Source organism: Bradyrhizobium sp. BR 1432 (genome assembly GCF_051547705.1).
GTDB lineage: Bacteria > Pseudomonadota > Alphaproteobacteria > Rhizobiales > Xanthobacteraceae > Bradyrhizobium > Bradyrhizobium zhanjiangense.
Window position 1 is genome coordinate 7,109,901 of the sequence record NZ_JBPUGF010000003.1, and the last position, 21,582, is coordinate 7,131,482.

General features: G+C 65.4%; 15 protein-coding genes and 2 pseudogenes. 7 read left to right on the plus strand and 10 right to left on the minus strand.

Annotation, left to right across the window (positions count from 1 at the left end):
• The first annotated feature begins 48 nt into the window (after positions 1-48).
• From ACSKB8_RS34650 to ACSKB8_RS34660, 3 genes are all read left to right on the plus strand, one after another.
• A complete protein-coding gene (locus ACSKB8_RS34650) occupies positions 49-1,539 on the plus strand; it encodes an MFS transporter (protein ID WP_438108971.1) in 1,491 nt (496 codons plus the stop codon).
• 391 nt (positions 1,540-1,930) lie between these two features.
• On the plus strand, positions 1,931-2,338 hold the full coding sequence (locus ACSKB8_RS34655; protein WP_438108973.1) for a hypothetical protein: 408 nt from the start codon (positions 1,931-1,933) through the stop codon (positions 2,336-2,338).
• Between the two features lie 267 nt (positions 2,339-2,605).
• Positions 2,606-4,609 (plus strand): peptidoglycan-binding protein, encoded by a 2,004-nt coding sequence (locus ACSKB8_RS34660; RefSeq protein ID WP_438108975.1) that lies wholly within the window; start codon positions 2,606-2,608, stop codon positions 4,607-4,609.
• On the opposite strand, the gene ACSKB8_RS34665 is transcribed toward ACSKB8_RS34660, so the two are convergent.
• The gene (locus ACSKB8_RS34665; protein WP_438108977.1) at positions 4,530-5,216 is read right to left on the minus strand and encodes an RlmE family RNA methyltransferase; all 687 of its coding nucleotides are present in this window, start codon (positions 5,214-5,216) and stop codon (positions 4,530-4,532) included. The two genes, ACSKB8_RS34660 and ACSKB8_RS34665, sit on opposite strands and share 80 nt — an antisense overlap.
• Position 5,217: 1 nt before the next feature.
• Entirely contained in the window at positions 5,218-6,288 is a 1,071-nt protein-coding gene (locus ACSKB8_RS34670; RefSeq protein ID WP_438108979.1) for a Ppx/GppA phosphatase family protein, read from the minus strand.
• 209 nt (positions 6,289-6,497) lie between these two features.
• Here ACSKB8_RS34670 and ACSKB8_RS34675 point away from each other — a divergent pair, with 209 nt between their 5' ends.
• The gene (locus tag ACSKB8_RS34675) at positions 6,498-8,870 is read left to right on the plus strand and encodes a xanthine dehydrogenase family protein molybdopterin-binding subunit (protein WP_438108981.1); all 2,373 of its coding nucleotides are present in this window, start codon (positions 6,498-6,500) and stop codon (positions 8,868-8,870) included.
• Positions 8,871-9,051: 181 nt separating this feature from the next.
• On the opposite strand, the gene ACSKB8_RS34680 is transcribed toward ACSKB8_RS34675, so the two are convergent.
• Entirely contained in the window at positions 9,052-9,852 is an 801-nt protein-coding gene (locus tag ACSKB8_RS34680; protein WP_438108982.1) for a hypothetical protein, read from the minus strand.
• Positions 9,853-9,957: 105 nt separating this feature from the next.
• Between ACSKB8_RS34680 and ACSKB8_RS34685 the strand changes: the two genes are divergently transcribed.
• From ACSKB8_RS34685 to ACSKB8_RS34695, 3 genes and pseudogenes are all read left to right on the plus strand, one after another.
• The gene (locus tag ACSKB8_RS34685; protein WP_438108984.1) at positions 9,958-10,449 is read left to right on the plus strand and encodes a YaiI/YqxD family protein; all 492 of its coding nucleotides are present in this window, start codon (positions 9,958-9,960) and stop codon (positions 10,447-10,449) included.
• Positions 10,450-10,451: 2 nt separating this feature from the next.
• Positions 10,452-12,267: pseudogene (locus ACSKB8_RS34690) on the plus strand (ABC-F family ATP-binding cassette domain-containing protein).
• Between the two features lie 3 nt (positions 12,268-12,270).
• Positions 12,271-13,338 (plus strand): annotated as a pseudogene (locus ACSKB8_RS34695) (D-TA family PLP-dependent enzyme); the annotation flags it as partial.
• A gap of 100 nt (positions 13,339-13,438) precedes the next feature.
• Here the strand turns inward: ACSKB8_RS34695 and ACSKB8_RS34700 are convergent.
• The 7 genes from ACSKB8_RS34700 to ACSKB8_RS34730 all read right to left on the minus strand — a co-directional run bounded on the left by ACSKB8_RS34700 (position 13,439) and on the right by ACSKB8_RS34730 (position 21,506).
• Positions 13,439-14,677 (minus strand): NAD(P)/FAD-dependent oxidoreductase, encoded by a 1,239-nt coding sequence (locus ACSKB8_RS34700; RefSeq protein ID WP_438110795.1) that lies wholly within the window; start codon positions 14,675-14,677, stop codon positions 13,439-13,441.
• Entirely contained in the window at positions 14,674-15,591 is a 918-nt protein-coding gene (locus tag ACSKB8_RS34705) for an SDR family NAD(P)-dependent oxidoreductase (RefSeq protein WP_438108986.1), read from the minus strand. The genes ACSKB8_RS34700 and ACSKB8_RS34705 overlap by 4 nt, the downstream gene beginning before the upstream one ends.
• Positions 15,592-15,819: 228 nt before the next feature.
• On the minus strand, positions 15,820-16,299 hold the full coding sequence (locus ACSKB8_RS34710) for a MaoC family dehydratase (RefSeq protein ID WP_438108987.1): 480 nt from the start codon (positions 16,297-16,299) through the stop codon (positions 15,820-15,822).
• Positions 16,300-18,018: an AMP-binding protein gene (locus ACSKB8_RS34715; protein ID WP_438108989.1), complete on the minus strand. Its 1,719-nt coding sequence runs from the start codon at positions 18,016-18,018 to the stop codon at positions 16,300-16,302.
• 132 nt (positions 18,019-18,150) lie between these two features.
• Positions 18,151-19,038, minus strand: a complete 888-nt coding sequence (gene mmsB / locus ACSKB8_RS34720) for a 3-hydroxyisobutyrate dehydrogenase (RefSeq protein ID WP_438108990.1) — start codon at positions 19,036-19,038, stop codon at positions 18,151-18,153.
• A 258-nt stretch (positions 19,039-19,296) separates the two neighbouring features.
• Complete coding sequence (locus ACSKB8_RS34725) at positions 19,297-20,364, minus strand: enoyl-CoA hydratase/isomerase family protein (RefSeq protein ID WP_438108992.1); 1,068 nt, start codon at positions 20,362-20,364, stop codon at positions 19,297-19,299.
• On the minus strand, positions 20,361-21,506 hold the full coding sequence (locus tag ACSKB8_RS34730) for an isobutyryl-CoA dehydrogenase (protein WP_438108994.1): 1,146 nt from the start codon (positions 21,504-21,506) through the stop codon (positions 20,361-20,363). The genes ACSKB8_RS34725 and ACSKB8_RS34730 overlap by 4 nt, the downstream gene beginning before the upstream one ends.
• Positions 21,507-21,582 lie beyond the last annotated feature (76 nt).

Sequence of the window (21,582 nt, forward strand, 5' to 3'; positions counted from 1 at the left end):
ATAAGCCGCAAGTCCGCCCCTCCTTCCGATTTTCATTACCAATCCGTCATGGTCGACAAGCAACGCGTCATTCCGCTGATCGTGGCCACCGCGCTCTTCATGGAGAACATGGACTCGACGGTGATCGCGACCTCGCTGCCGGCGATCGCGGCCGACATCGGCACCAGCCCCCTGACGCTGAAGCTCGCGATCACCTCCTACCTGCTGTCGCTGGCGGTGTTCATCCCGGCGAGCGGCTGGACCGCCGACCGCTTCGGCGCGCGCATGGTGTTCGCGATCGCGGTCGGCGTGTTCATGGTCGGCTCGGTCGGCTGCGCGCTTTCGACCTCGGTCACCGACTTCGTGTTCGCGCGCATCCTGCAAGGCATGGGCGGGGCGATGATGACCCCGGTCGGGCGTCTCGTGCTGCTGCGCTCGGTCGACAAGAGCGCGCTGGTCAATGCGATGGCCTGGGTGACGGTCCCTGCCCTGATCGGCCCCGTGATCGGGCCGCCGCTCGGCGGCTTCATTACGACGTACGCCTCCTGGCACTGGATCTTCCTGATCAACATCCCGATCGGGCTGCTCGGCATCTTCATGGCGCTGCGCTTCATCGACCCCATCAAGAGTGAGACGCAGGAGCCGTTCGATCTCTACGGCATGGTGCTGGCGGGCATCGGGCTTGCCGGCATCGCGTTCGGTCTCTCCGTCGCCGGGCTCAACCTGCTGCCCTGGAGCACGGTTGCGGCCCTGGTCGTGGGCGGCGCGATCTCGATGACACTGTATGTCCTGCACGCGCGGCGGACGGGATCGCCGGTGCTGGACTTTTCGCTTCTGAAGCTGCCGACGCTGCGCGCGGCCATCTTCGGCGGCTTTCTGTTCCGTCTCGGCATCGGCGCGCTGCCGTTCCTGCTGCCGCTGTTGATGCAGATCGGCTTCGGCCTGTCGCCATTCCACTCGGGCCTGGTCACTTTTGCCTCCTCGCTCGGCGCCATGGGCATGAAGACGCTGGCGGCGCGCCTCATCCGCACCTTCGGCTTCCGCAACCTGATGACGGTGAACGCGGTCGTCAGCGCGTTCTTCCTCGGCGTCTGCGCCCTGTTCACGGTGACGACACCGCTGCTCATCATCATGGTGATCCTGGTGGTGGGTGGCTTCTTCCGTTCGCTGGAGTTCACCGCGATCAACACGGTCGCCTATGCCGACGTCGAGACCGCGCAGATGAGCCGCGCCACCACGCTGGTCAGCGTCAACCAGCAGCTCGCGGTCTCAGCCGGCGTCGCCGTCGGCGCGGCGTGCGTCGAGACGACGATGTGGTTCAGCCATGTCAGCGAGCTCAACGCCACCGTATTCGCGCCGGCCTTCGTCGTGGTGGCGCTGACCTCGGCAGCATCGAGCTGGTTCTTCTGGCAGATGCCCGTTGATGCCGGCTACGAGATCTCCGGCCGCAAGGCGGTGGAGATCGCGAGCCGCAAGGGTGCGGGCAAAGGCGCAGCCAAGGCTGCCGTCAAGGTGGCGACGGAGGACACGCAGGACGTGCGGGATCAGCGGCTGGGGTAACGGAAAGCAGGATGCCGGCTCTCCCCCGGACAAGAGTCCAAAACAGCCCCTGCACAGCAGCCGATCATTTACATCTTTCCGAAATTAGCTTTGACCTGACCCTCGTGGACCACGCGAAAAGGATAGTCCGAAGCGAGGTCGCCGAGTGGCTTCTTGCTCCCGCGCGTACCCCTGTGGCGCGAGGTCGAACGAACGCCCGCGGAACGGCGGGCATGTGGATCTCTCCAGCCAACGCGATCGCTCAGAGGCGCCCCATCAGCACGCGCGCGTTCACCGAGATGAACGCTCGTTTATGTTCGTGACTCTTGTTCCTCGCCGGCGCGCGCTTGCAACTTTTGCCCTTCGGCAATGTTGGCACGATGTCGAAACACCAACGTAAGGAGGGACGCGCATGAAAAAGACCGCACTTGTCCTGGCAACCGTCGGCGCGCTCGGCGTGAGCGCGCTGGCGGCACCGACGCCGGCGGAGGCTCGCTGGCACGGTGGTTTTGGGCCGGCGCTGGCAGGCGGATTGCTCGCAGGTGCCCTGATCGGCGGCCTCGCCTCGTCCGCTTACGCCTACGGTCCGGGCTACGGCTACTACGGGTATCCGGGCTATTATGACGACTACTACGCACCGGCGTATTACGGCGGTTACTATCCGTGGGGCGGCTACACCAGGACTTACTACAGCACCAGTTACGCCCCTGCCTACTACGGCTACCGCTATCACCGTGTCGTGCGGCCGGCCTTCGCCTATTACGGCGGACCGTTCCCGCGGCGGCACTTCTATCACCATCGCTGGCACCCTTACTGGTGAAGCGACGCGGCAAGAGAAGGGCTGGCGCGAGGCGCTGAGCCTGCAAAGTGGATTTTTGGTCGATGTCTTTATCGCTTCGATCAAGAGAGTCCCGCGCGCAGTATCACCGAAACGGAACCGCGCGACTCTCCCGCCTGATAGGAACGATGGCATCGGCGCATCGTTCACAGGCATCGGAAAACTCGAATGAGGGCTCGTTTGTCTCGAGCCCCAAGCTTCGAAGGTTCCCCATCAACGGATGCTGCAAAGCAAATGGAGGAGGTTCAGGTGAACACGAGAAAGAACAGGTTCCTATTGACCACAGCTGTGCTGCTCGCCGGCGTCAGCCTGGCATCGGCTCAAGGCATGCGTGAAGGCGCCGGTGGCGGGATGAGCGGAGGCGCGGCCGCTGGTGCGGAATCCGGCCGATCGGGCGGCGGAATGTCGCATGGTGCAGGTGGTGCCTCTCACGGCGAAGGAATGACCCAGGGCCGCGCAGGTGGTCGGGCCGAGGGCCCCGCTGCGGCGCCGTCGCGTTCTGAGCGTAGCGAGGGAATGCCTGCTAGTGGCAAGGCCGATAGGGGCGAACGTAAGGCCGTCGATCAGGGCCGCGGCGCCCGCGACAACGCGCGTCAGTCCCAATCTGAAGGCGAGAAGCGTGGCAAGGACCAAACCGTTGGTCAGAGCCGAGGCGGCCCCGACCAAGCGCGTCAGTCCAGGTCCGAGCGCGACAAGAGCGGAATGAAGGACCAAACCACCGGTCAGAGCCGCAGCGACCGCGACGCTACGCGTCAGTCGCAAGGCGCAGAACAGGGTAGGAGCGCGACCACAGGCGCTAACACCAAGGACAATGTCCAAGGCAAGAAGGCGCAGGGTCAGAGCACGACGACGACTGGCGCGAACACCAAGGACAATGCCCAAGGCAAGAACGTGCAGGGTCAGAGCACGACGACGACTGGCGCCAAGGGCAACGCCCAGGGCCAGAGCGCGCCAACGACTGGCGCGAACACCAACAACGCGCAAGCCCCGAGTGCCCAGCAGGGCACGACGACCGGCGCCAACACTCAAGGACAGGTCAACACCCAGGCGCAGGCCCAGGGTGGGACTACCCAGAGCTTGTCCGGCCGCGTGCAAGTGAGCGCACAGCAGCAGACAACGCTGCAGCAATCGGTGTTGAGCTCACGCAATGTGGATCGCGTGCGGGTCAACTTCAATTCCATCAACTTCCGGATCAATACTGGCGTGGTGGTGCCGCGGAACATCTCCGTGGTCGCCATCTCGACATTCCCGGTGCTGATCGACATCTATCCGGCCTATCGGGACGACAGCTTCTTCGTCGTGGATGATGAGATCATCGTCGTCGACCGAAGCCACAGGATCGTCGACGCCATTCCCGCCGGCCCAAGGACGCACTTCGCCCGGCGCGGCAGCGTGAGCGGTGGCGGCGGCAACATCGCCGCGCTGGATCTCAGCCCCGACGATATCCGCATTGTTCAACGGGTGCTGATTGAACGCGGCCTGATGTCTGGCCAAGCAGACGGCATCCTCGGGCCCGCTACGCGCGAAGCGCTGATCACCTTCCAGAGACGGGAAGGTTTCCAGACCACCGGCTCGATCGATACCCGGACGGTCGCTGCGCTAGGCGTCTCCAACCAGATCCGCGCCACGCAGGGCCAATCGACGACCACTGGTCAGGGGCGACTGGCCAGTCGACGCAGCAGAACACGACCGGGCAAAGCACCGATCAGACCAACGCGCCGGCGCAGCAGAACCAGACCAATGCGCCGGCACAGCAGAACCAGACCACCGGACAGGCTGGGCAGAACCAACCATCCACAACCGGACAGGCCCAGCAGAACCAACCGGCGCCGTCGGGCCAGGCAGGCACACAACCGCCTGCTGGTCAGACCACCGGACAGGCGCCGGCCCAAAGCAACAGTCAGTCTACCAACCAGCCCAGCAACACGCCGTCTGGGCAAACCAACCAAAATAATGCCCCGCCGCCTTCGACGTCGGGTCAGCCGGCTCAGAATCAACCCAACCGGTAAGATGCCCCCAAAGCCCCGCCTCTGGCGGGGCTCTTTACGGCCTGCACGGCGCCCCGGGGCGATGCGGAGCATCGAACGCGGAATCCACTTTGCCGCAGGAATACGCGGAGAAATGGATTCCGGGCTCGCCTCTGCGAGGCGCCCCGGAATGACAGAGCTTGTGGTTATGCCTTCGCCTCGCCCCGAAACCCCGTCGCCAGCACGTAGCGTTCCGAGGAATCCTGCCGGCTCGCGGCGGGCTTGACATGGCGCACGGTGGCAAAATCGCGCTTGAGCTGGGCGAGCAGGTCGGCGTCGGCGCCGCTCTGGAACGTCTTGGCGAGGAACGTGCCGCCGGGCTTGAGCACGTCGCAGGCGAACGCGGCCGCGGTCTCGACAAGGCCAACGATGCGGAGTTGGTCGGTCTTGCGGTGGCCGGTGGTGTTGGCGGCCATGTCGGACATTACGACGTCGGCGCCGCCACCCAGCATCGCGGTGAGCTTCTCGGGCGCGTCATTGTCCATGAAATCGAGCTGCGCGAAATCGACGCCGGGAATTTCGGGCATCTCCAGCAGGTCGATCGCGACGACCTTGCCCTTGCCTTCGGTAGAGCCGACGCGCTTGGCCGCGATCTGGCTCCAGCCGCCGGGCGCGGCGCCAAGATCGACCACGGCCATGCCGGGCTTCAGAAGACGAAACTTGTCGTCCATCTCCAGGAGCTTGAACGCCGCGCGCGAGCGATAGCCCGCCGCCTTGGCCTTGGCGACATAGGGATCGTTGAGCTGCCGCTCCAGCCACAGCTTGGACGAGAGCTTGCGCTTGCCGCCGGTCTTGACCTGGACGTGCAAGCGGCCGGTGGTGTCTTTCGCCATCTCACCAGCTCCTGAGCGCGCCGTCCTCGCGCATCATCTCGACCAGCATGCCCTCGCGCAGGCCGCGATCGGCGACGCGCAGGCGCGGTAGCGGGAAGGCGTGCCTGATCGCATCGAGGATGGCGCAGCCGGCCAGCACGAGGTCGGCGCGCTCGACGCTGATGCAATTGTTGCCGGCGCGCTCCTCGTAGCTCATGCCGAGCAGCTTGTTCGTGGTCGCGGTGATGTCGGCATCGTTCATCCAGATGCTGTCGATGCGGCGGCGATCATAGCGCGCGAGGTTGAGATGGATGCCGGCAAGCGTCGTCACCGTGCCGGAGGTGCCGAGCAGATGCATGTCGGTGAGATCGCGGCCGTGCTCTGCCGCGAACGGCGCGACGTGATTGGCGACCTCGCGCTCCATCGCGGCATAGATTTCCGGCGTGACGTCGCGGCCGCCGAACTGCTCGGCAAGCGTGACCACGCCGAACGGGATCGACATCCAGGCCCGGATCCGCGGCTCCGGATTTGTGGGATCGCGCTCGATCCGCACCAGTTCGGTCGAGCCGCCGCCGATGTCGAACAGGATCGCGCCGCGCCCCCTGGGATCGACCAGCGGCGAACAGCCGAGTACGGCGAGCGCCGCCTCGGTCTCGCGGTCGATCACCTCGAGCTCGATGCCGGTCTCGGCCGCGACGCGGCTGCGGAAACCTTCCGCATTCGAGGCCGCGCGACAGGCTTCGGTCGCGATCAGCCGCAGCCGCCGCGCCTTGCGCAGATTGATCTTGTCACGGCAGATGCTGAGCGCGGCGACGGCGCGCTCGATCGCGGCATCGCTGATGCAGCCCGTCGCCGAGACGCCCTCGCCGAGCCGGATGATGCGCGAGAAGGAATCGACCACGCGAAAGCCGTCGTGGGTCGGACAGGCGATCAGGAGCCGGCAATTGTTGGTGCCGAGGTCCAGCGCCGCATAGACGCCGGTTCCCGACTGTGCGGGGACGACCGGTCCAGTGGCCAATGCCACCGCCGCCATCGCCCCCTCCAGCTCACCGTGCAGCCCGTGGCCATCGCGGAGCCGCGTGTGGTCATTCATACAAACTGTCTTTCCGCGGCCCGTTGGGCCGATCTGGAATTGCTTTTTCGCCTGAAACATTAGCAGCGCGGCAGGTCTGCGCAACATCGCATCACATGGGACCATGTCCATTCGTGCGTTGTCGTGAACGGGGGCGTGGGTTATCTGAGGGGGGTCCGGTCCCCCGCTGCCGCGAAAATGCGCAAATACCGGCTTTTCAGGTCTTTCCCATGCAAGAACACACCAAATCGTCCACGCTCGAAAACGCTATTGCACTGCAAAAATATGGCGTCGGGCAGCCCGTCCGCCGCAAGGAGGACGACACACTGGTGCGCGGCAAGGGCCGCTACACCGACGATTTCAACCTACCCGGCCAGGCCTATGCCGTGATCGTCCGTTCCACTCACGCCCATGGCATCATCCGCGGCATCGGCATTGACACCGCCAAGGCGATGCCAGGCGTGCTGGGGGTGTGGACCGGCACGGATCTCGATGCGGCCGGCTACGGCCCCTTCACCTGCGGCCTGCCGCTGAAGAGCCGCGACGGCTCGCCCCTGCTCCAGACCAACCGTCAGCCGCTGGCGACCGACAAGGTCCGCTTCGTCGGTGATCCCGTCGCTTTCGTGGTGGCAGAGACGCTGGCGCAGGCGCGCGATGCGGCCGAAGCCGTCGAGGTCGACGTCGAGCCACTGCCGGCAGTGACCGACCCTGAGGAAGCGGCCAAGCCCGGCGCGCCGCAGCTCTATGACCATATCCCTGATAACGTCGCGCTCGACTACCACTATGGCGACATGGAGAAGGTGAACGCGGCGTTTGCCAGCGCCGCCCATGTCACCAAGATCGACATCGAGAACACCCGCGTCGCCGTGGTCTCGATGGAGCCGCGCGTGGGCCTTGCCTCCTACGACAAGACGACCGAGCGCTACACGCTTCAGGTGCCGACGCAGGGCGTCGCCGGCAACCGCGCCAACCTCGCCAAGAACCTGAAAGTGCCGAACGAGAAGGTGCGCATCCTCACCGCCAATGTCGGCGGCTCCTTCGGCATGAAGAACATCAACTATCCCGAATACATGTGCATCCTGTACGGGGCGAAGGCGCTGGGTCGGCCGGTGAAATGGCTGGACGAGCGCTCCACCAGCTTCCTCTCCGACAGCCACGGCCGTGCGCAAAAAATCCACGCCGAGCTCGCGCTCGATGCCGAGGGGCATTTCCTCGCGGCGAAGCTGTCCGGCTACGGCAATCTCGGCGCTTACATCACCGGCGTTGCGCCGGGGCCGCTCTCGCTGAACACCGGCAAGAACTTTTCCAGCGTCTATCGCACGCCGCTGATGGCGGTCGACATCAAGACAGTGCTGACCAACACCACGCTGATGGGCGCCTATCGCGGCGCCGGCCGGCCCGAGGCGAACTATTACATGGAGCGGCTGATCGACCGCGCCGCCGACGAGATGGGCATCAACCGGCTGACCTTGCGCAAGCGCAACTTCATCAAGCCGAACCAGATGCCGTTCCCGGCCTCCTCCGGCGTGACCTATGACAGCGGCGACTTCCAGGCCGTGTTCAACAAGGCGCTCGAGATCTCCGACCACGAGAATTTCTCCAAGCGCAAGAAGGAGAGCAAGAAGGCCGGCAAGCTGCGCGGCATCGCGGTCGGCTCCTATCTCGAGGTCACCGCACCGCCGAGCCCGGAGCTCGGCAAGATCGTGTTCGATGCTGACGGCAGCGTGCAGCTCATCACCGGCACGCTCGACTACGGCCAGGGCCATGCCACCCCGTTCGCGCAGGTGCTGTGCGATCAGCTCGGCGTTCCCTTCGAGCGCGTCAAGCTCGTCCAGGGCGACAGCGACATCGTCCACACCGGCAGCGGCACCGGCGGTTCGCGCTCAATCACCGCGAGCGGCATGGCGATCGTGGGCGCCGCCAAGCTTGTGATCGAGAAGGGCAAGCGCGCAGCCGCGCACATGCTGGAAGCATCCGAAGCCGACATCGAGTTCGCTGACGGCAGCTTCACCATCGCCGGCACCGACCGCAGCATCGACATCATGGAGCTCGCCAGGAAGCTGCATGACAGCAAGACGCCGGAGGGCGTGCCCGACAGCCTCGACGTCGACCACACCAGCGAGCCGGTACCCTCGGCGTTCCCGAACGGCTGCCACGTCGCCGAGGTCGAGATCGATCCGGAGACCGGCGTGGTGCAGATCGTGCGCTACAGCGCGGTCAACGATTTCGGCACGGTGATCAATCCGATGCTGGTCGCGGGCCAGCTCCATGGCGGCGTCGTCCAGGGCATCGGCCAGGCGCTGATGGAGCACGTCCGCTACGACGAGAGCGGCCAGCCGATCACGGGCTCGCTGATGGACTATGCCCTGCCGCGCGCAGAGGACGTGCCAAACATGACGGTCGGCGATCACCCGATGCCGGCGACGACCAATCCGCTCGGCAGCAAGGGCTGCGGCGAAGCCGGCTGCGCCGGCAGCCTGTCGACGGTAGTGAATGCGGTGCTCGATGCGCTCTCCGACTACGGCATCAAGCACATCGACATGCCGCTGACCCCGGAGCGGGTATGGCGCGCGATCCAGGAGGCGAAGGCCAAGGCGGCGTAAGGGCCTCTTTCGCAGACGATCACTCGCCGCCGCCACACGCACAACTGTCATCGCCCGACTTGATCGGGCGATCCAGTACTCCGAGGCAGCAGTTGCTCACGGATGGGTCGCGGCGTACTGGATGCCCCGGTCAAGCCGGGGCATGACACCGCGTTTTGTGGTGACAGGCTTGCCTTCTCCATTACGCCGCCGCCTGCTCACGTGGCTGGTAGATCGCGGTGTGCTGGCAGTGCGCGAGTGGCGTCGTGCCGTTGGCAACGACGAGCGCGTCGAGCTCGACGAAGCGGTGGCCTTTCTTCTCGTAGTTCTCGGTGACTTTTGCCCGCGCGGTGATCTCGTCACCGATGCGTGCGGCTGACAAGAGCTGCATGCGGCTGCCGACGTGGATCCACGGGCCGAGGATGGTGTTGTCAACCAGCACGCGGTTCATCACCCGCTGGATCAGGCCGGGATGGCCCAGGCCCTCGCGCGCGAAGATCGGATCGGTCTCCCTGATATCCGCGAGATAATCGGTCGCATCCTGTCCCGCCCAGCGGCGCGGCGTCGTGCCGAACCACTTGCCGATCTCGAACGTCGTCGGGCTGACCGGCTTGCGCTCGGCAACCGCGGGGACCGCGACATAGTCGCTCAACGACACCGCAGGCGGGGCCGCCGGCAGCGAGGCCGTTCCGGTCGCGCACAGCTCAGTGCGGCTGAATACTTCGATCGTGAGCAGGCCATTGTGCTCGGTGGCGTCGACATCGGCGCTCTCGCCGTCATAGACCGGTTTGATGAACCGCGCCTCGACCAGCCCGCGCGACAAGAAATCGCGACCCCAGCGCGCCAACGGCACGTGCATCATGTAGGCGAACACATCGACGCCCGGCACCAGCCCGCCCTCGAAGCCGAAACGGCGCGCCACCGTGTCGTCATGCATCTTGTTCTCGGACTGTTTTGCGGTGTTGTAGGCCTCGACGCGATAGGTTTCGAGCCGGTTCGGCATGGGTCGCCTTCCCTGTGTTCTCATTGTTTCAGAGCGATCGTAGGCCCCAGGGAACACCGGTCAATCCCCTCGCCTTTGCGGCCCGAATGGGGTACCACGCGGCCAATGACTGACACCCCCACCCGCATCTATGTCGACGCCGACGCCTGTCCGGTGAAGGACGAAATCTACCGCGTCGCGCTCCGCCATGGCGTGCCCGTGAGCGTCGTCGCCGGCAATTTCATCCGCGTGCCGCAGGACCCGCTGATCGAGCGTATCGCGGCCGGCACCGGCATGGATGCAGCCGACGACTGGATCGCGGAGCGCGCCCGGCCCGGCGACGTCGTCGTGACATCAGACATTCCGCTGGCCAGCCGCTGCGTGAAAGCAGGTGCCGACGTGATCGCGCCGAACGGAAAACCGTTCACGGAAGAGTTGATCGGGATGACGCTGGCGGTGCGCAACCTGATGACGGATCTGCGTTCGGCCGGCGAAGTCACCGGCGGCCCGCGCTCGTTCGCGCCGCGCGACCGTTCCGCATTCCTCTCGGCCCTCGACCAGACCCTGCGCCGGATCCAGCGCCGCCGCACTGACGCGGCCGCAACGAGCCAGAGCTGACCATGGCGCCGCCGCTGATCCAACTGAAAGACATCAGGCTGACCTTTGGCGGTACGCCGCTGCTGAGCGGTGTCGAACTCAATGTCGCACCAAGCGAGCGCGTCTGTCTGATCGGCCGCAACGGCTCGGGCAAATCGACGCTGCTGAAGATCGCAGCGGGCCTCATCGAGCCCGATGGCGGCACGCGCTTCGTGCAGCCCGGCGCCACGGTCCGTTATCTGCCGCAGGAGCCGGATTTCGGCGAACTCAAGACCACGCTCGCCTATGTCGAGGCGGGGCTTGCGCCCGGCGACGACCAGCACCAGGCGCGTTATCTCTTGGAGCAGCTTGGCCTCACCGGCGAGGAGAATCCGCATAATCTCTCCGGCGGCGAGGCCCGCCGCGCGGCGCTCGCCCGCGTGCTGGCGCCCTCGCCCGACATCCTGCTGCTGGACGAGCCGACCAACCATCTCGATCTCTCCACCATCGAGTGGCTGGAACAGGAGCTCGACAGCCGGCGCAGTGCGCTGGTGCTAATCAGCCACGACCGCCGCTTCCTCACCAATCTGTCGCGCTCCACCGCCTGGCTCGATCGCGGCAAGATCAAGCAGATCGACCGCGGCTTTGCCTCGTTCGAGAGCTGGCGCGACGAGGTGCTGGCGGAGGAAGAGCGCGACCAGCACAAGCTCGACCGCAAGATCGTCGACGAGGAGCATTGGCTGCGCCACGGCGTCTCCGGCCGGCGCAAGCGCAACGTCAAGCGCCTCGCCAATCTGCATGCCCTGCGCGACCAGCGCCGCAATTATCGCGGCACCGCCGGCAGCGCCAATCTCGCAGCGGCGGAAGCGGAGCAATCCGGCAAGCTGGTGATCGAGGCCAAGGGCATCACCAAGGCTTATGGCGAGCGCAACATCGTCGAGAATTTTTCAACCCGCATCCAGCGCGGCGACCGGCTCGGCGTCATCGGGCCGAACGGCGCCGGCAAGACCACGCTGGTCAATCTGCTGACCGGCGGCGCGCAGCCTGATACCGGCACCGTGCGGCTTGGGCCAATCTGGAAATGGCCACGCTCGACCAGCACCGCGAGAGCCTCGATCCCAAATCGACGCTAGCCGAAGCGCTCACCGGCGGCCGCGGCGACCAAATCATGGTCGGCGGCAAGCCGAAGCATGTCGTTGGCTACATGAAGGACTTCCTGTTCGCGCAGGAGCAGCGCGGCACGCCGCTGGAGGTGCTCTCCGGCGGTGAGCGCGGCCGACTGATGCTGGCCCGCGCGCTGGCAAAACCCTCGAATCTCTTGGTGCTGGACGAACCGACCAACGATCTCGACCTCGATACGCTCGACGTGCTCGAGGAGATGCTCGGCGATTACGAGGGCACGGTGATCCTGATCAGCCATGACCGCGACTTCCTCGATCGCGTCGTCACCTCCGTGATCGCGCCTGAGGGCAACGGCAAATGGATCGAATATGCCGGCGGTTACAGCGACATGCTGGCGCAACGCGGCGCGGACCTGAAGCGCGACACGGCGAAGGCGCAGGCGCAGACACCGGCGGAGAAAAAGAGGAGCGCGCTGTTGCTCCCGCTCCTGCATCAAAACGGCGCCTGAGCTTCAACGAGAAGCACGCGCTGGAAACGCTGCCGAAGAAGATCGAGACGTTGCAGGCCGACATTGCAAAACTGCAGCACGTGCTCGACGATCACAACCTCTACGCCAGGGATCGCAAGACGTTTGACGACACCTCAGCCGCTATCGCCAAGGCGCATGAAGAGCTGTCTGCCGCCGAAGAGCGCTGGCTCGAACTGGAAATGCTCCGCGAAGAGATTGAACAGGCTTAAATTATGACCACTCCCCTCGCTGCTAAAATCGCCCGCGAATACGGCACCCCCTGCGCCGTCATCGACATGGACAGGGTCGAGCGCAACATCGCGCGCATCCAGAAGGCGTGCGACGACGCCGGAATCGCCAACCGTCCCCACATCAAGACGCACAAAAATCCGACCATCGCGAAAATGCAGGTCGCGGCGGGGGCGAAAGGCATCACCTGCCAGAAGCTCGGCGAGGCCGAGATCATGGCCAATGCCGGCATCGACGACATCCTGATCAGCTACAATCTGCTCGGCGACGAGAAGATGGCGCGGCTCGGCGCGCTCCAGGCGAAGGCGAACATGACGGTCGCCGCTGATAATTCGACCGTCGTTGCAGGGCTGCCCAAGGCCGCCGCCGCATCAGGCCGCCCACTCTCGGTCGTGGTCGAATGCGACACCGGCCGCAAGCGCGCCGGCGTCGAGACGCCCGCCGAAGCGGTTGCGCTGGCGCGCGAGATCGCGGCATCCAAGGGGCTGCAATTCGCCGGCTTCATGCTCTACCCGACCGAAACGGGCTGGGCTGACGCACAGAAGTTTTACGACGAGGCGCTGGCCGGCGTGCGCGCGCATGGGCTCGAAGCGAAAATCGTCTCGACCGGCGGCACGCCGAACCTGAAGAACCTCGGCAAGCTCAAGGGCGGCACCGAACACCGCTTCGGCACCTATATCTACAACGACCGCATGCAGGTCGCCGCCGGCGTCGCCAGCTGGGACGATTGCGCTCTGCACATCTATTCGACGGTGGTGAGCCGCGCCGCGCCCGAGCGCGGCATCCTCGATGCCGGCTCGAAGACGCTGACCTCGGACACCGGCGGGCTCGACGGCCACGGCCTGATCCTGGAGCATCCCGAGGCGAAGATCGCGCGCTTTGCCGAGGAGCACGGCTTCCTCGACCTCTCCCGCAGCAACACGCGCCCCAATGTCGGCGACGTCGTCCGCATCGTGCCGAACCATGTCTGCGTCGTCGTCAACATGATGGACGAGGTCGTGATGGTGCGCGGCGAGGAGATCATCGGCACGCTGCCGGTCGCGGCACGGGGAAGCTGCGGTAGGGTGCGCTGCTCCCACAGCCGTCATTGCGAGGAGCTCTTGCGACGAAGCAATCCAGACTACCTCCGCGGATGAATTCTGGATTGCTTCGCTACGCTCGCAATGACGATGGTGAGCTAGCGAGCCATTTCAGCACGCCCCTGCCCGCGGCCCCGCCGGTCGCAAACGAGGCCTGCAGCAGATAGCCGCCGGTCGGCGCTTCCCAGTCCAGCATCTCGCCGGCGGCGAACACGCCGGGCAGCTTGCGGATCATGTAATCCGCGTCGAGTTCGTCGAAAGAGATGCCGCCAGCACTGGAGATCGCACGCGCGATTGCCGCCACGCCGGTGAGCTTGATCGGCACGGCGTTGATGAGCTCGGCCAATCGTTGGGGCGGCATTGCCGACAGCGATTGGCCGGCGCCAGCTGCGGCCTCCTGCAACAACCCAACGGCGATGGGCGAGAGCTGCGCAGCCTTGCGCAGGAAGTTGGAGAACGACTGTTTGCCGCGCGAGGCGGACAGGCGCTCGACGAGTTCGGCCTCACCGACATCCGGGCGCAAGGCGACGTGCAGCACCGCCTCGCCATTCGCCGCGATCGCCTCACGCAATTCGGCCGACAGCGCATAGATCGCCCCGCCTTCGATGCCGGCCCGCGTGATGATTGCCTCGCCGCGCAGGCTGTGCGGACCGAAGTTTAGCGCAATCCCTTTGAGCGGCTGCCCTTCGAAGCGGGACCGAAAGACATCGGACCAGGCGACGATGAAGCCGCAATTGGCAGGCCGTAGCGGCGATATCGCGATGCCTTTGTCCGCCAGAATTGTCGTCCAGCCGCCATCGGAGCCAAGCCGCGGCCAGCTTGCGCCGCCGAGCGCCAGCACTGTCGCTTTGGCAGCGATGACAGCCGTTCCATGGCGCGTTTGAAACCGGAGCCGCCCCTCGCCATCCCAACCGGTCCAGCGATGACGAAAGGCGAACCGCACCCCGGCAGCATCAAGGCGCCGAAGCCAAGCGCGCAGCAAGGGCGAGGCCTTGAACGCCTTCGGGAACACCCGCCCGCTGCTGCCGACGAAAGTCGGCTCGCCCAGCGCCTCGCTCCAGGTGCGCAGCGCGTCGGGCGGAAAGGCGTCGATGGCACCCTTCAGCTTCGGCGCCGCGGCGCGATAGTGCGCCATGAACTGCGGCAGCGGCTCGCTGTGGGTGAGATTGAGCCCGCCGCGGCCGGCCATCAGAAACTTGCGGCCGGCGGACGGCATCGCGTCATAGACGGTGACCCGGGCGCCGCCCTGCGCCAGCACCTCCGCCGCCATCAGCCCGGCGGGACCGGCGCCGATGACGGCGACGGCTGTCAGAGCTTTACCCCCGCCCGCGCCGCGGCCTGCGCCACGTACTTCTGCGTCTGCTCGAACGCCCCCGTCAGCGCCTTGGCCTTCGACATGTCGCTGATCTCGGCAAAATGCGCGGCGACCGCGTCCGGCGTCCATTCGGGCTCCGGCAGGTCGATGCCTTCGCTCTCCAAGATCTTGATCACCGCGAAGGAGCCGGCGCCGGCGCCCATGATGGTGCGGGTCGGCGCATCCTCGCTCAGCATGTACTCGACCGCGGGCGTGATCGCGTTCGGCTTCATCAGTTGCAGCGCCTGCGGCGGCAGCAGCTCTTCGGTCATGCGGGTCGCCGCCGTCGGCGAGATGATGTTGACGCGAATGTCGTTCTTGCGGCCTTCCTCGGCCAGCACGTTCATCAGGCCGACCATGCCTGATTTCGCCGCGCCGTAATTGGCCTGGCCGAAATTGCCGTAGAGGCCGGAGGATGACGTCGTCAGCACGATGCGGCCGTAATTGCGGTCGCGCATGCCGGCCCAGGCCGCCTTGCAGCAATAGAAGGTGCCGACGAGATGCACGTCGAGCACCTTCTGGAAATCGGCCGCTTCCATCTTGCCAAACGACTTGTCGCGCAGGATGCCGGCATTGGCGCACAAGAGATCGACGCTGCCCCACTCCTTGGTGGCGCGCTCGACCATGGCGGTGACCTGCTCGAAGTTGGAGACGTCGGCGCCGTCGGCCATCGCGGTGCCGCCGGCTTTGCGGATCTCCTCGACCACGGCCTCGGCCGGCGACAGCGAGCCGCCGGTGCCGTCACGCGCGCCGCCGAAATCGTTGACCACGACCTTGGCGCCGCGGCTGGCCAATCCCAACGCATGCGCGCGACCCAGACCATTGCCCGCGCCGGTGACGATGGCGACGCGTCCGTCGAACCTGATTGCCATGAGTAAGGGTCTCTATTCTTCTTCCCTTCTCCCCTTGTGGGAGAAGGTGGCGCGAAGCGCCGGATGAGGGGTCTCTCTACAGATGCGCTCGCGGAGAGAGACCCCTCACCCGCCTCGCGTTCCGCGAGGCACCCTCTCCCACAAGGGGAGAGGGTGAAACCCCGCTCTGGGTTTCCTTTTTGAGCAGCGATGGATGGCCGGGTCAAGCCCGGCCATGACGGCTTGGGCTTACTCGAAGTAGATCAACCCGAGCCAGTCCGCAACCAGCGCGGGCTTGTCCTCGCCTTCGATCTCCACCGTGACGTTGGTGCGGGACTGCAATTCGTTCGGCTTGCGCAGCTTGGCTTCCGCCAGCACGAAACGGCCGCGGACGCGCCTGCCGGAGCGCACCGGCGAAATGAAGCGCAGCTTGTCGAAGCCGTAGTTCACGCCCATCGTGGTGCCCGCGATCACCGGCATCACCTCATAGGACATGATCGACATCAGCGACATCGTGAGAAAACCGTGCGCGATGGTGGTGCCGAACGCGGTTTCCTTCCTCGCCCTTTCAGGGTCGACATGGATGAACTGGTGATCCTCGATCACGTCGGCATAGGTGTCGATGCGGGGCTGATCGATCAGGTGCCACGACGACACGCCGATCTCCTTGCCGACCATGGACTGATAGGCGTCGAGCGTAATCGGCGGCTTCTTCCAGACTTCGTTCACTTAGGTCTCACTCCGTGTTTTCGCCAGCTCCGGAAAATCCTCCTCGCGGAATTCCCGGCCGCGCAGCGGATCGGTGCGGTCGTCGTCGCGCTCCAGCCTGCGTAGCTGCACGCGGCGGATTTTTCCAGAGATCGTCTTCGGCAGCTCGGTGACGATTTCGAGGCGGCGGATGCGCTTGAATGGTGCGAGACGCGTGTGCAGGTGCTTGAAGATCGACAGCGCGGTCTCGGGCGAGCGCTCTGCGCCCGACGCCAGCAGTACGAAGGCCTTGGGGACCGCGAGCCGGATCGGATCCGGGCTCGGCACCACGGCGGCCTCGGCGACGAGCTCATGCTCGAGCAGCACGCTCTCCAGCTCGAACGGGCTGATTCGGTAGTCGGACGATTTGAACACGTCGTCGGAGCGGCCGACGAAGGTGAGATAGCCATCCTCATCCGCGAACACGACGTCGCCGCTGCGATAGAGCTCGCCTTCCGCACCGGAGAGCTTGCCGTCATCACTCTGATAGCCCTGCATCAATCCGGCGGGACGGTTCACGCCCAGCACCAGCGTCACCTCGCCCTCCTTCGCCGGGTTGCCGTCGGCATCGCTGATCTGCACGCGATAGCCCGGCAGCGGCCGGCCCATCGAGCCGATCTTGATAGGCTGGCCCGGCGAATTGCCGGCGAGTGCAGTCGTTTCAGTCTGGCCGTAGCCGTCGCGGATGGTCAGCCCCCAGGCGGCCTGTACCTGGTCGATCACTTCAGGATTGAGCGGCTCGCCGGCGCCGCAGACCTCGCGAAGCGACACCTTGAACGATGCGAGATTCTCCTGGATGAACAGCCGCCACACCGTCGGCGGCGCGCATAGCGTGGTGACGCCACTGCGGCCGATGGTGGCGAGCAGGCCCTTGGCGTCGAAACGCGGCTGGTTGACCACGAACACGGTCGCACCCGCATTCCACGGCGCGAAAAAACAGCTCCAGGCATGCTTGGCCCAGCCGGGCGACGAGATGTTGAGATGGACGTCGCCGGGCTTCAGCCCGATCCAGTACATGGTGGAGAGATGGCCGACCGGATAGCTGCGCTGACTGTGCCGCACCAGTTTTGGTTTTGCGGTCGTGCCCGAGGTGAAATAGAGCAGCATCGGGTCGTCGGCCTTGGTCGGACCGTCAGGCGCAAAGCTCTCCGAAGCGGTCGCCGCCTCGTCATAGGCCAGCCAGCCATCGGACGTCGTGCCGACCACGATGCGGACGATACTCTCGGTACCGAGGCTGGCGAATTTCGCGACCTGGTCCTCGGCGGCCACCACCGCCTTCGCCTTGCCGCGATCGAGCCGATCGCGCAGTTCTTCTGCGGTGAGCAGCGTGGTCGCGGGAATCACGACGACGCCGAGCTTCATCGCCGCCAGCATCGTCTCCCACAGCGGAACCACATTGCCGAGCAGCAGCAGGAGATGATCGCCGCGCTTCAAGCCCTGCGCGCGGAGGAAGTTTGCGACCTGGTTCGAGCGCTTCGAGAGAGTCGCGAAAGAGAGCTTGGTCTGCCGGTCCTGCGCGGCATCGACGATCCAGAGCGCAGGCCTGTCCCTGCTCTCCGCATTCGTCGCGAGGTCGGCATCGAACCAGTCGAGCGCCCAGTTGAAGGGAACCGGATCGGGCCAGCGGAAGCCCTTGACCGCTGTCTCGTAATCCGTGCGGTGCTTTAGCAAAAACGCGCGCGCTTCCTGAAATGTCGTCATGATCCGGGCCCGTCGAATTGACCTTCGACTGTAGCCCGGATGGAGCGAAGCACAATCGGGGGACGGTCGCGCCAATTGAAAGAGCTGTCCCGGATTGCGCTTCGCTCCATCCGGGCTACGAGCAAAGCCTCGCTATTTTCCAGCGAGGCTGCGAACGTGCTTGATAATTCCGGAAAAATCCACCCCGCCCTGCCCGGCTGCGTCGAAAGACTGATAGATCTCCTGCGCATGCTTGCCGAGCGGCGTCGCCGCACCCGCGGCTTTCGCGGCGTCCTGCGCCAGCGTCAGGTCCTTCACCATCAGCGCCGAGGCAAAGCCCGGCTTGTAATCGTTGTTGGCCGGCGAGGTCGGCACCGGGCCCGGCACCGGGCAATAGGTCGTCAGCGACCAGCACTGGCCCGACGAGGTCGAGGCGACGTCGAACAGCGCCTGATGCGAGAGCCCGAGCTTCTCAGCCAATGCAAACGCCTCGCTCACCGCGATCATGGAGATGCCGAGGATCATGTTGTTGCAGATCTTTGCGGCCTGCCCCGCGCCGGCGCCGCCGCAATGCACGATCTTCTTGCCCATCTTCTCCAGCACGGGCTTCGCCGCCGCGAAGGCACTCTCCTCGCCGCCGCACATGAAGGTGAGCGTCGCGCCCTTGGCGCCACCCGTGCCGCCGGAGACCGGCGCATCGACCGAGAGCACGCCGTACTTGGCGGCCAACGTATGCGCCTGCCGCGCGCTCTCGACGTCGATGGTGGAGCTGTCGATGATCAGCGCCCCCTTGGCCATGGCAGGAACGACCTCGTTCCAGACGGAGAGCACGTGCTTGCCGGCCGGCAGCATGGTGACGACGACGTCCGCGCCCTTCACAGCACCCGCAGCGCTGTCGGCAATGCTGGCGCCGTCGGCCTTGGCTTGCGCGCGCGAGGCCTCGACGAGGTCGAAGGCGACGACCTTGTGGCTGGCCTTGACCAGGTTGGCGGCCATCGGGCCGCCCATATTGCCGAGACCGATGAATGCGATCGTGGCCATTGTCGTTTCCTCCGCTTGAGATGTCTCGCTGATTATAGATCGAAGAAATTAGGCACAATTGGCGGCATTGGGGTCACCTCTCCCCAACGGGGAGAGGTCGGATTGCGCCTGGCGATGCGCAGCATCGTCCAGAGCAATCCGGGTGAGGGGCCGCCGCACCCAGTGACACTGTAGCCCCTCACCCGGATCGCATCTCTTGATGTGATCCGACCTCTCCCTACGGGAGAGGTGATCCGAGTCCTTGGCTGCATCCACATACTAGTTGAACTTCAGCTCGTCGGCGCCGATTTCGGCGAAATATGGCGCCAGCATCTGCGGCGTCACGTCCTCGATGCGCGGCGGCGACCACGACGGATTGCGATCCTTGTCGATCACGGCCGCGCGCACGCCCTCGCGGAAATCGTCGCTGCGGAAGACCTCCAGCGCGGCGCGATATTCGCGCACCAGGCACTCTTCAAGGCTCGATGATTTGCGCGCGAGCCGCAGCAGGTTCAGCGTCACCACCATGCCGCGCGGCGATTTTTCGTTGAGCGTCTTCAGCGTCGTCAGAGCGAATTCGGAGCCGTCGCGCTTGAGCGCTGTGAAGATGTCTTCCATGCGGTCGAAGCCAAACAATGCGTCGATAGTCGGCTCTTTTGCGGCGACCGGGCCTGCGGTTTCACCGGTCGCAAAACCGTTGATGAGCTTGCTAACGTCGGCGGCGGTCGGGCCCGAGTGCAGCTTCGTCAGGGCTTCGCGCAGCTCCGGCAGCCTCACGGCCGGCACGACCCAGTCGGCGAACTTCGCATGGATCGCATCCGGCCCGTTCATGGTCTGGCCGGTTAGCCCGAAATAGGTGCCGATCTCGCCCGGCGAATGCGACAACAAATAGGTGCCGCCGACATCCGGGAAGAAGCCGAGCCCAACCTCGGGCATCGCCAGCTTGGTGCGATCGGTGACGACGCGGTGGCTGGCATGGGCTGACAAACCGACGCCACCACCCATCACGATGCCGTCCATGAACGCCACATACGGCTTCGGGAATTTCTTGATCCGGGCGTTGAGGATGTACTCCTCGCGCCACAGGATCTTGCCGAGGTCGCCATTGACTTTGGAGCTTTCCCAGAGCGTGCGAATGTCGCCGCCGGCGCACAAGCCACGCTCGCCGGCACCTTCCAGCAGGATCACGGCGATGCCCGGATCGGCCTCGAAGCGGTCGAGCGCCTTGTCGATGTCGCGAAACATCTCCAGCGTCACGGCGTTGAGCGCCTTCGGACGGTTGAGGCGGATCACGCCGGCTGCGCCCTCGACACGGGCGATCAGGTCGCCCTCTTCCACGCCGCTCATCGCGCGCCCTCGATCAGTTTGCGCGCCACGATGAGCCGCATGATTTCATTGGTGCCTTCGAGGATCTGGTGCACGCGCAAATCGCGCACGATCTTCTCGATGCCGTATTCGCTGAGGTAGCCGTAGCCGCCGTGAAGCTGCAGCGCATGGTTGGCGACCTCGAAGCCGACGTCAGTGCCAAACCGCTTGGCCATGGCACACAGCATGGTGGCGTCGGGGTCCTTGCGGTCGAGCGCCGCGGCGGCGCGCCACAAAAACGTGCGCGCGGCCTCGAGCTCGATCGCCATGTCGGCAAGACGGAATTGCAGCGCCTGGAATTCGTCGAGGCGCTTTCCAAACGCCTTGCGCTCCTTCATGTAGGCGCGCGCCTTGTCGAGCGCTATTTGCGCACCACCGAGCGAGCACGCGGTGATATTGAGGCGGCCGCCATCGAGGCCGGCCATCGCGATCTTGAAGCCGGCGCCCTCCTCGCTGAGGCGGTTGGCGACCGGCACGCGGGCGTTCTCGAACATCACGGCGCGGGTCGGCTGCGCGTTCCAGCCCATCTTGCGCTCATTGGCACCGAACGAGACGCCCGGCGTCTTGCCGTCGACGACGAGGGTCGAAATGCCGCCGGGACCATCGCCACCGGTCCTGACCATCGCGACCAGGAGGTCGGTGCCGCCGGCGCCCGAGATGAACTGCTTCTGGCCGTTGAGCACATAATGGTCGCCATCGCGCACCGCGCGGGTGCGCAGCGCTGCCGCGTCCGAGCCGGCGCCCGGCTCCGTCAGGCAGTAGCTCGCGATCAGCTCCATGGTACAGAGCTTTGGCAGCCATGTGTGGCGCTGGGTATCGCTGCCGAAGGCATCGATCATCCAGGACGCCATGTTGTGGATGGAGATGAAGGCCGAGGTGGTCGGGCAGCCCGTCGCCAGCGCCTCGAAGATCAGCGCCGCGTCGAACCGCGTCATGGCGGAGCCGCCGACATCGTCGCGGATGTAGATGCCGCCCATGCCAAGCGTGGCGGCCTCGCGCATCACGTCGACCGGAAAATGCTTCTCCTCGTCCCAGCGTAACGCGTGCGGCGCGATCTTTTCCGCTGCAAACGCCAAAGCCATGTCGCGAATTGCGACCTGATCCTCGTTCAGAGCGAACTGCATGCTGCCGCCTAACCTTTCACTCCACCGTCATTGCGAGCGCAGCGAAGCAATCCAGCATCCCTCCGCGGAGACAGTC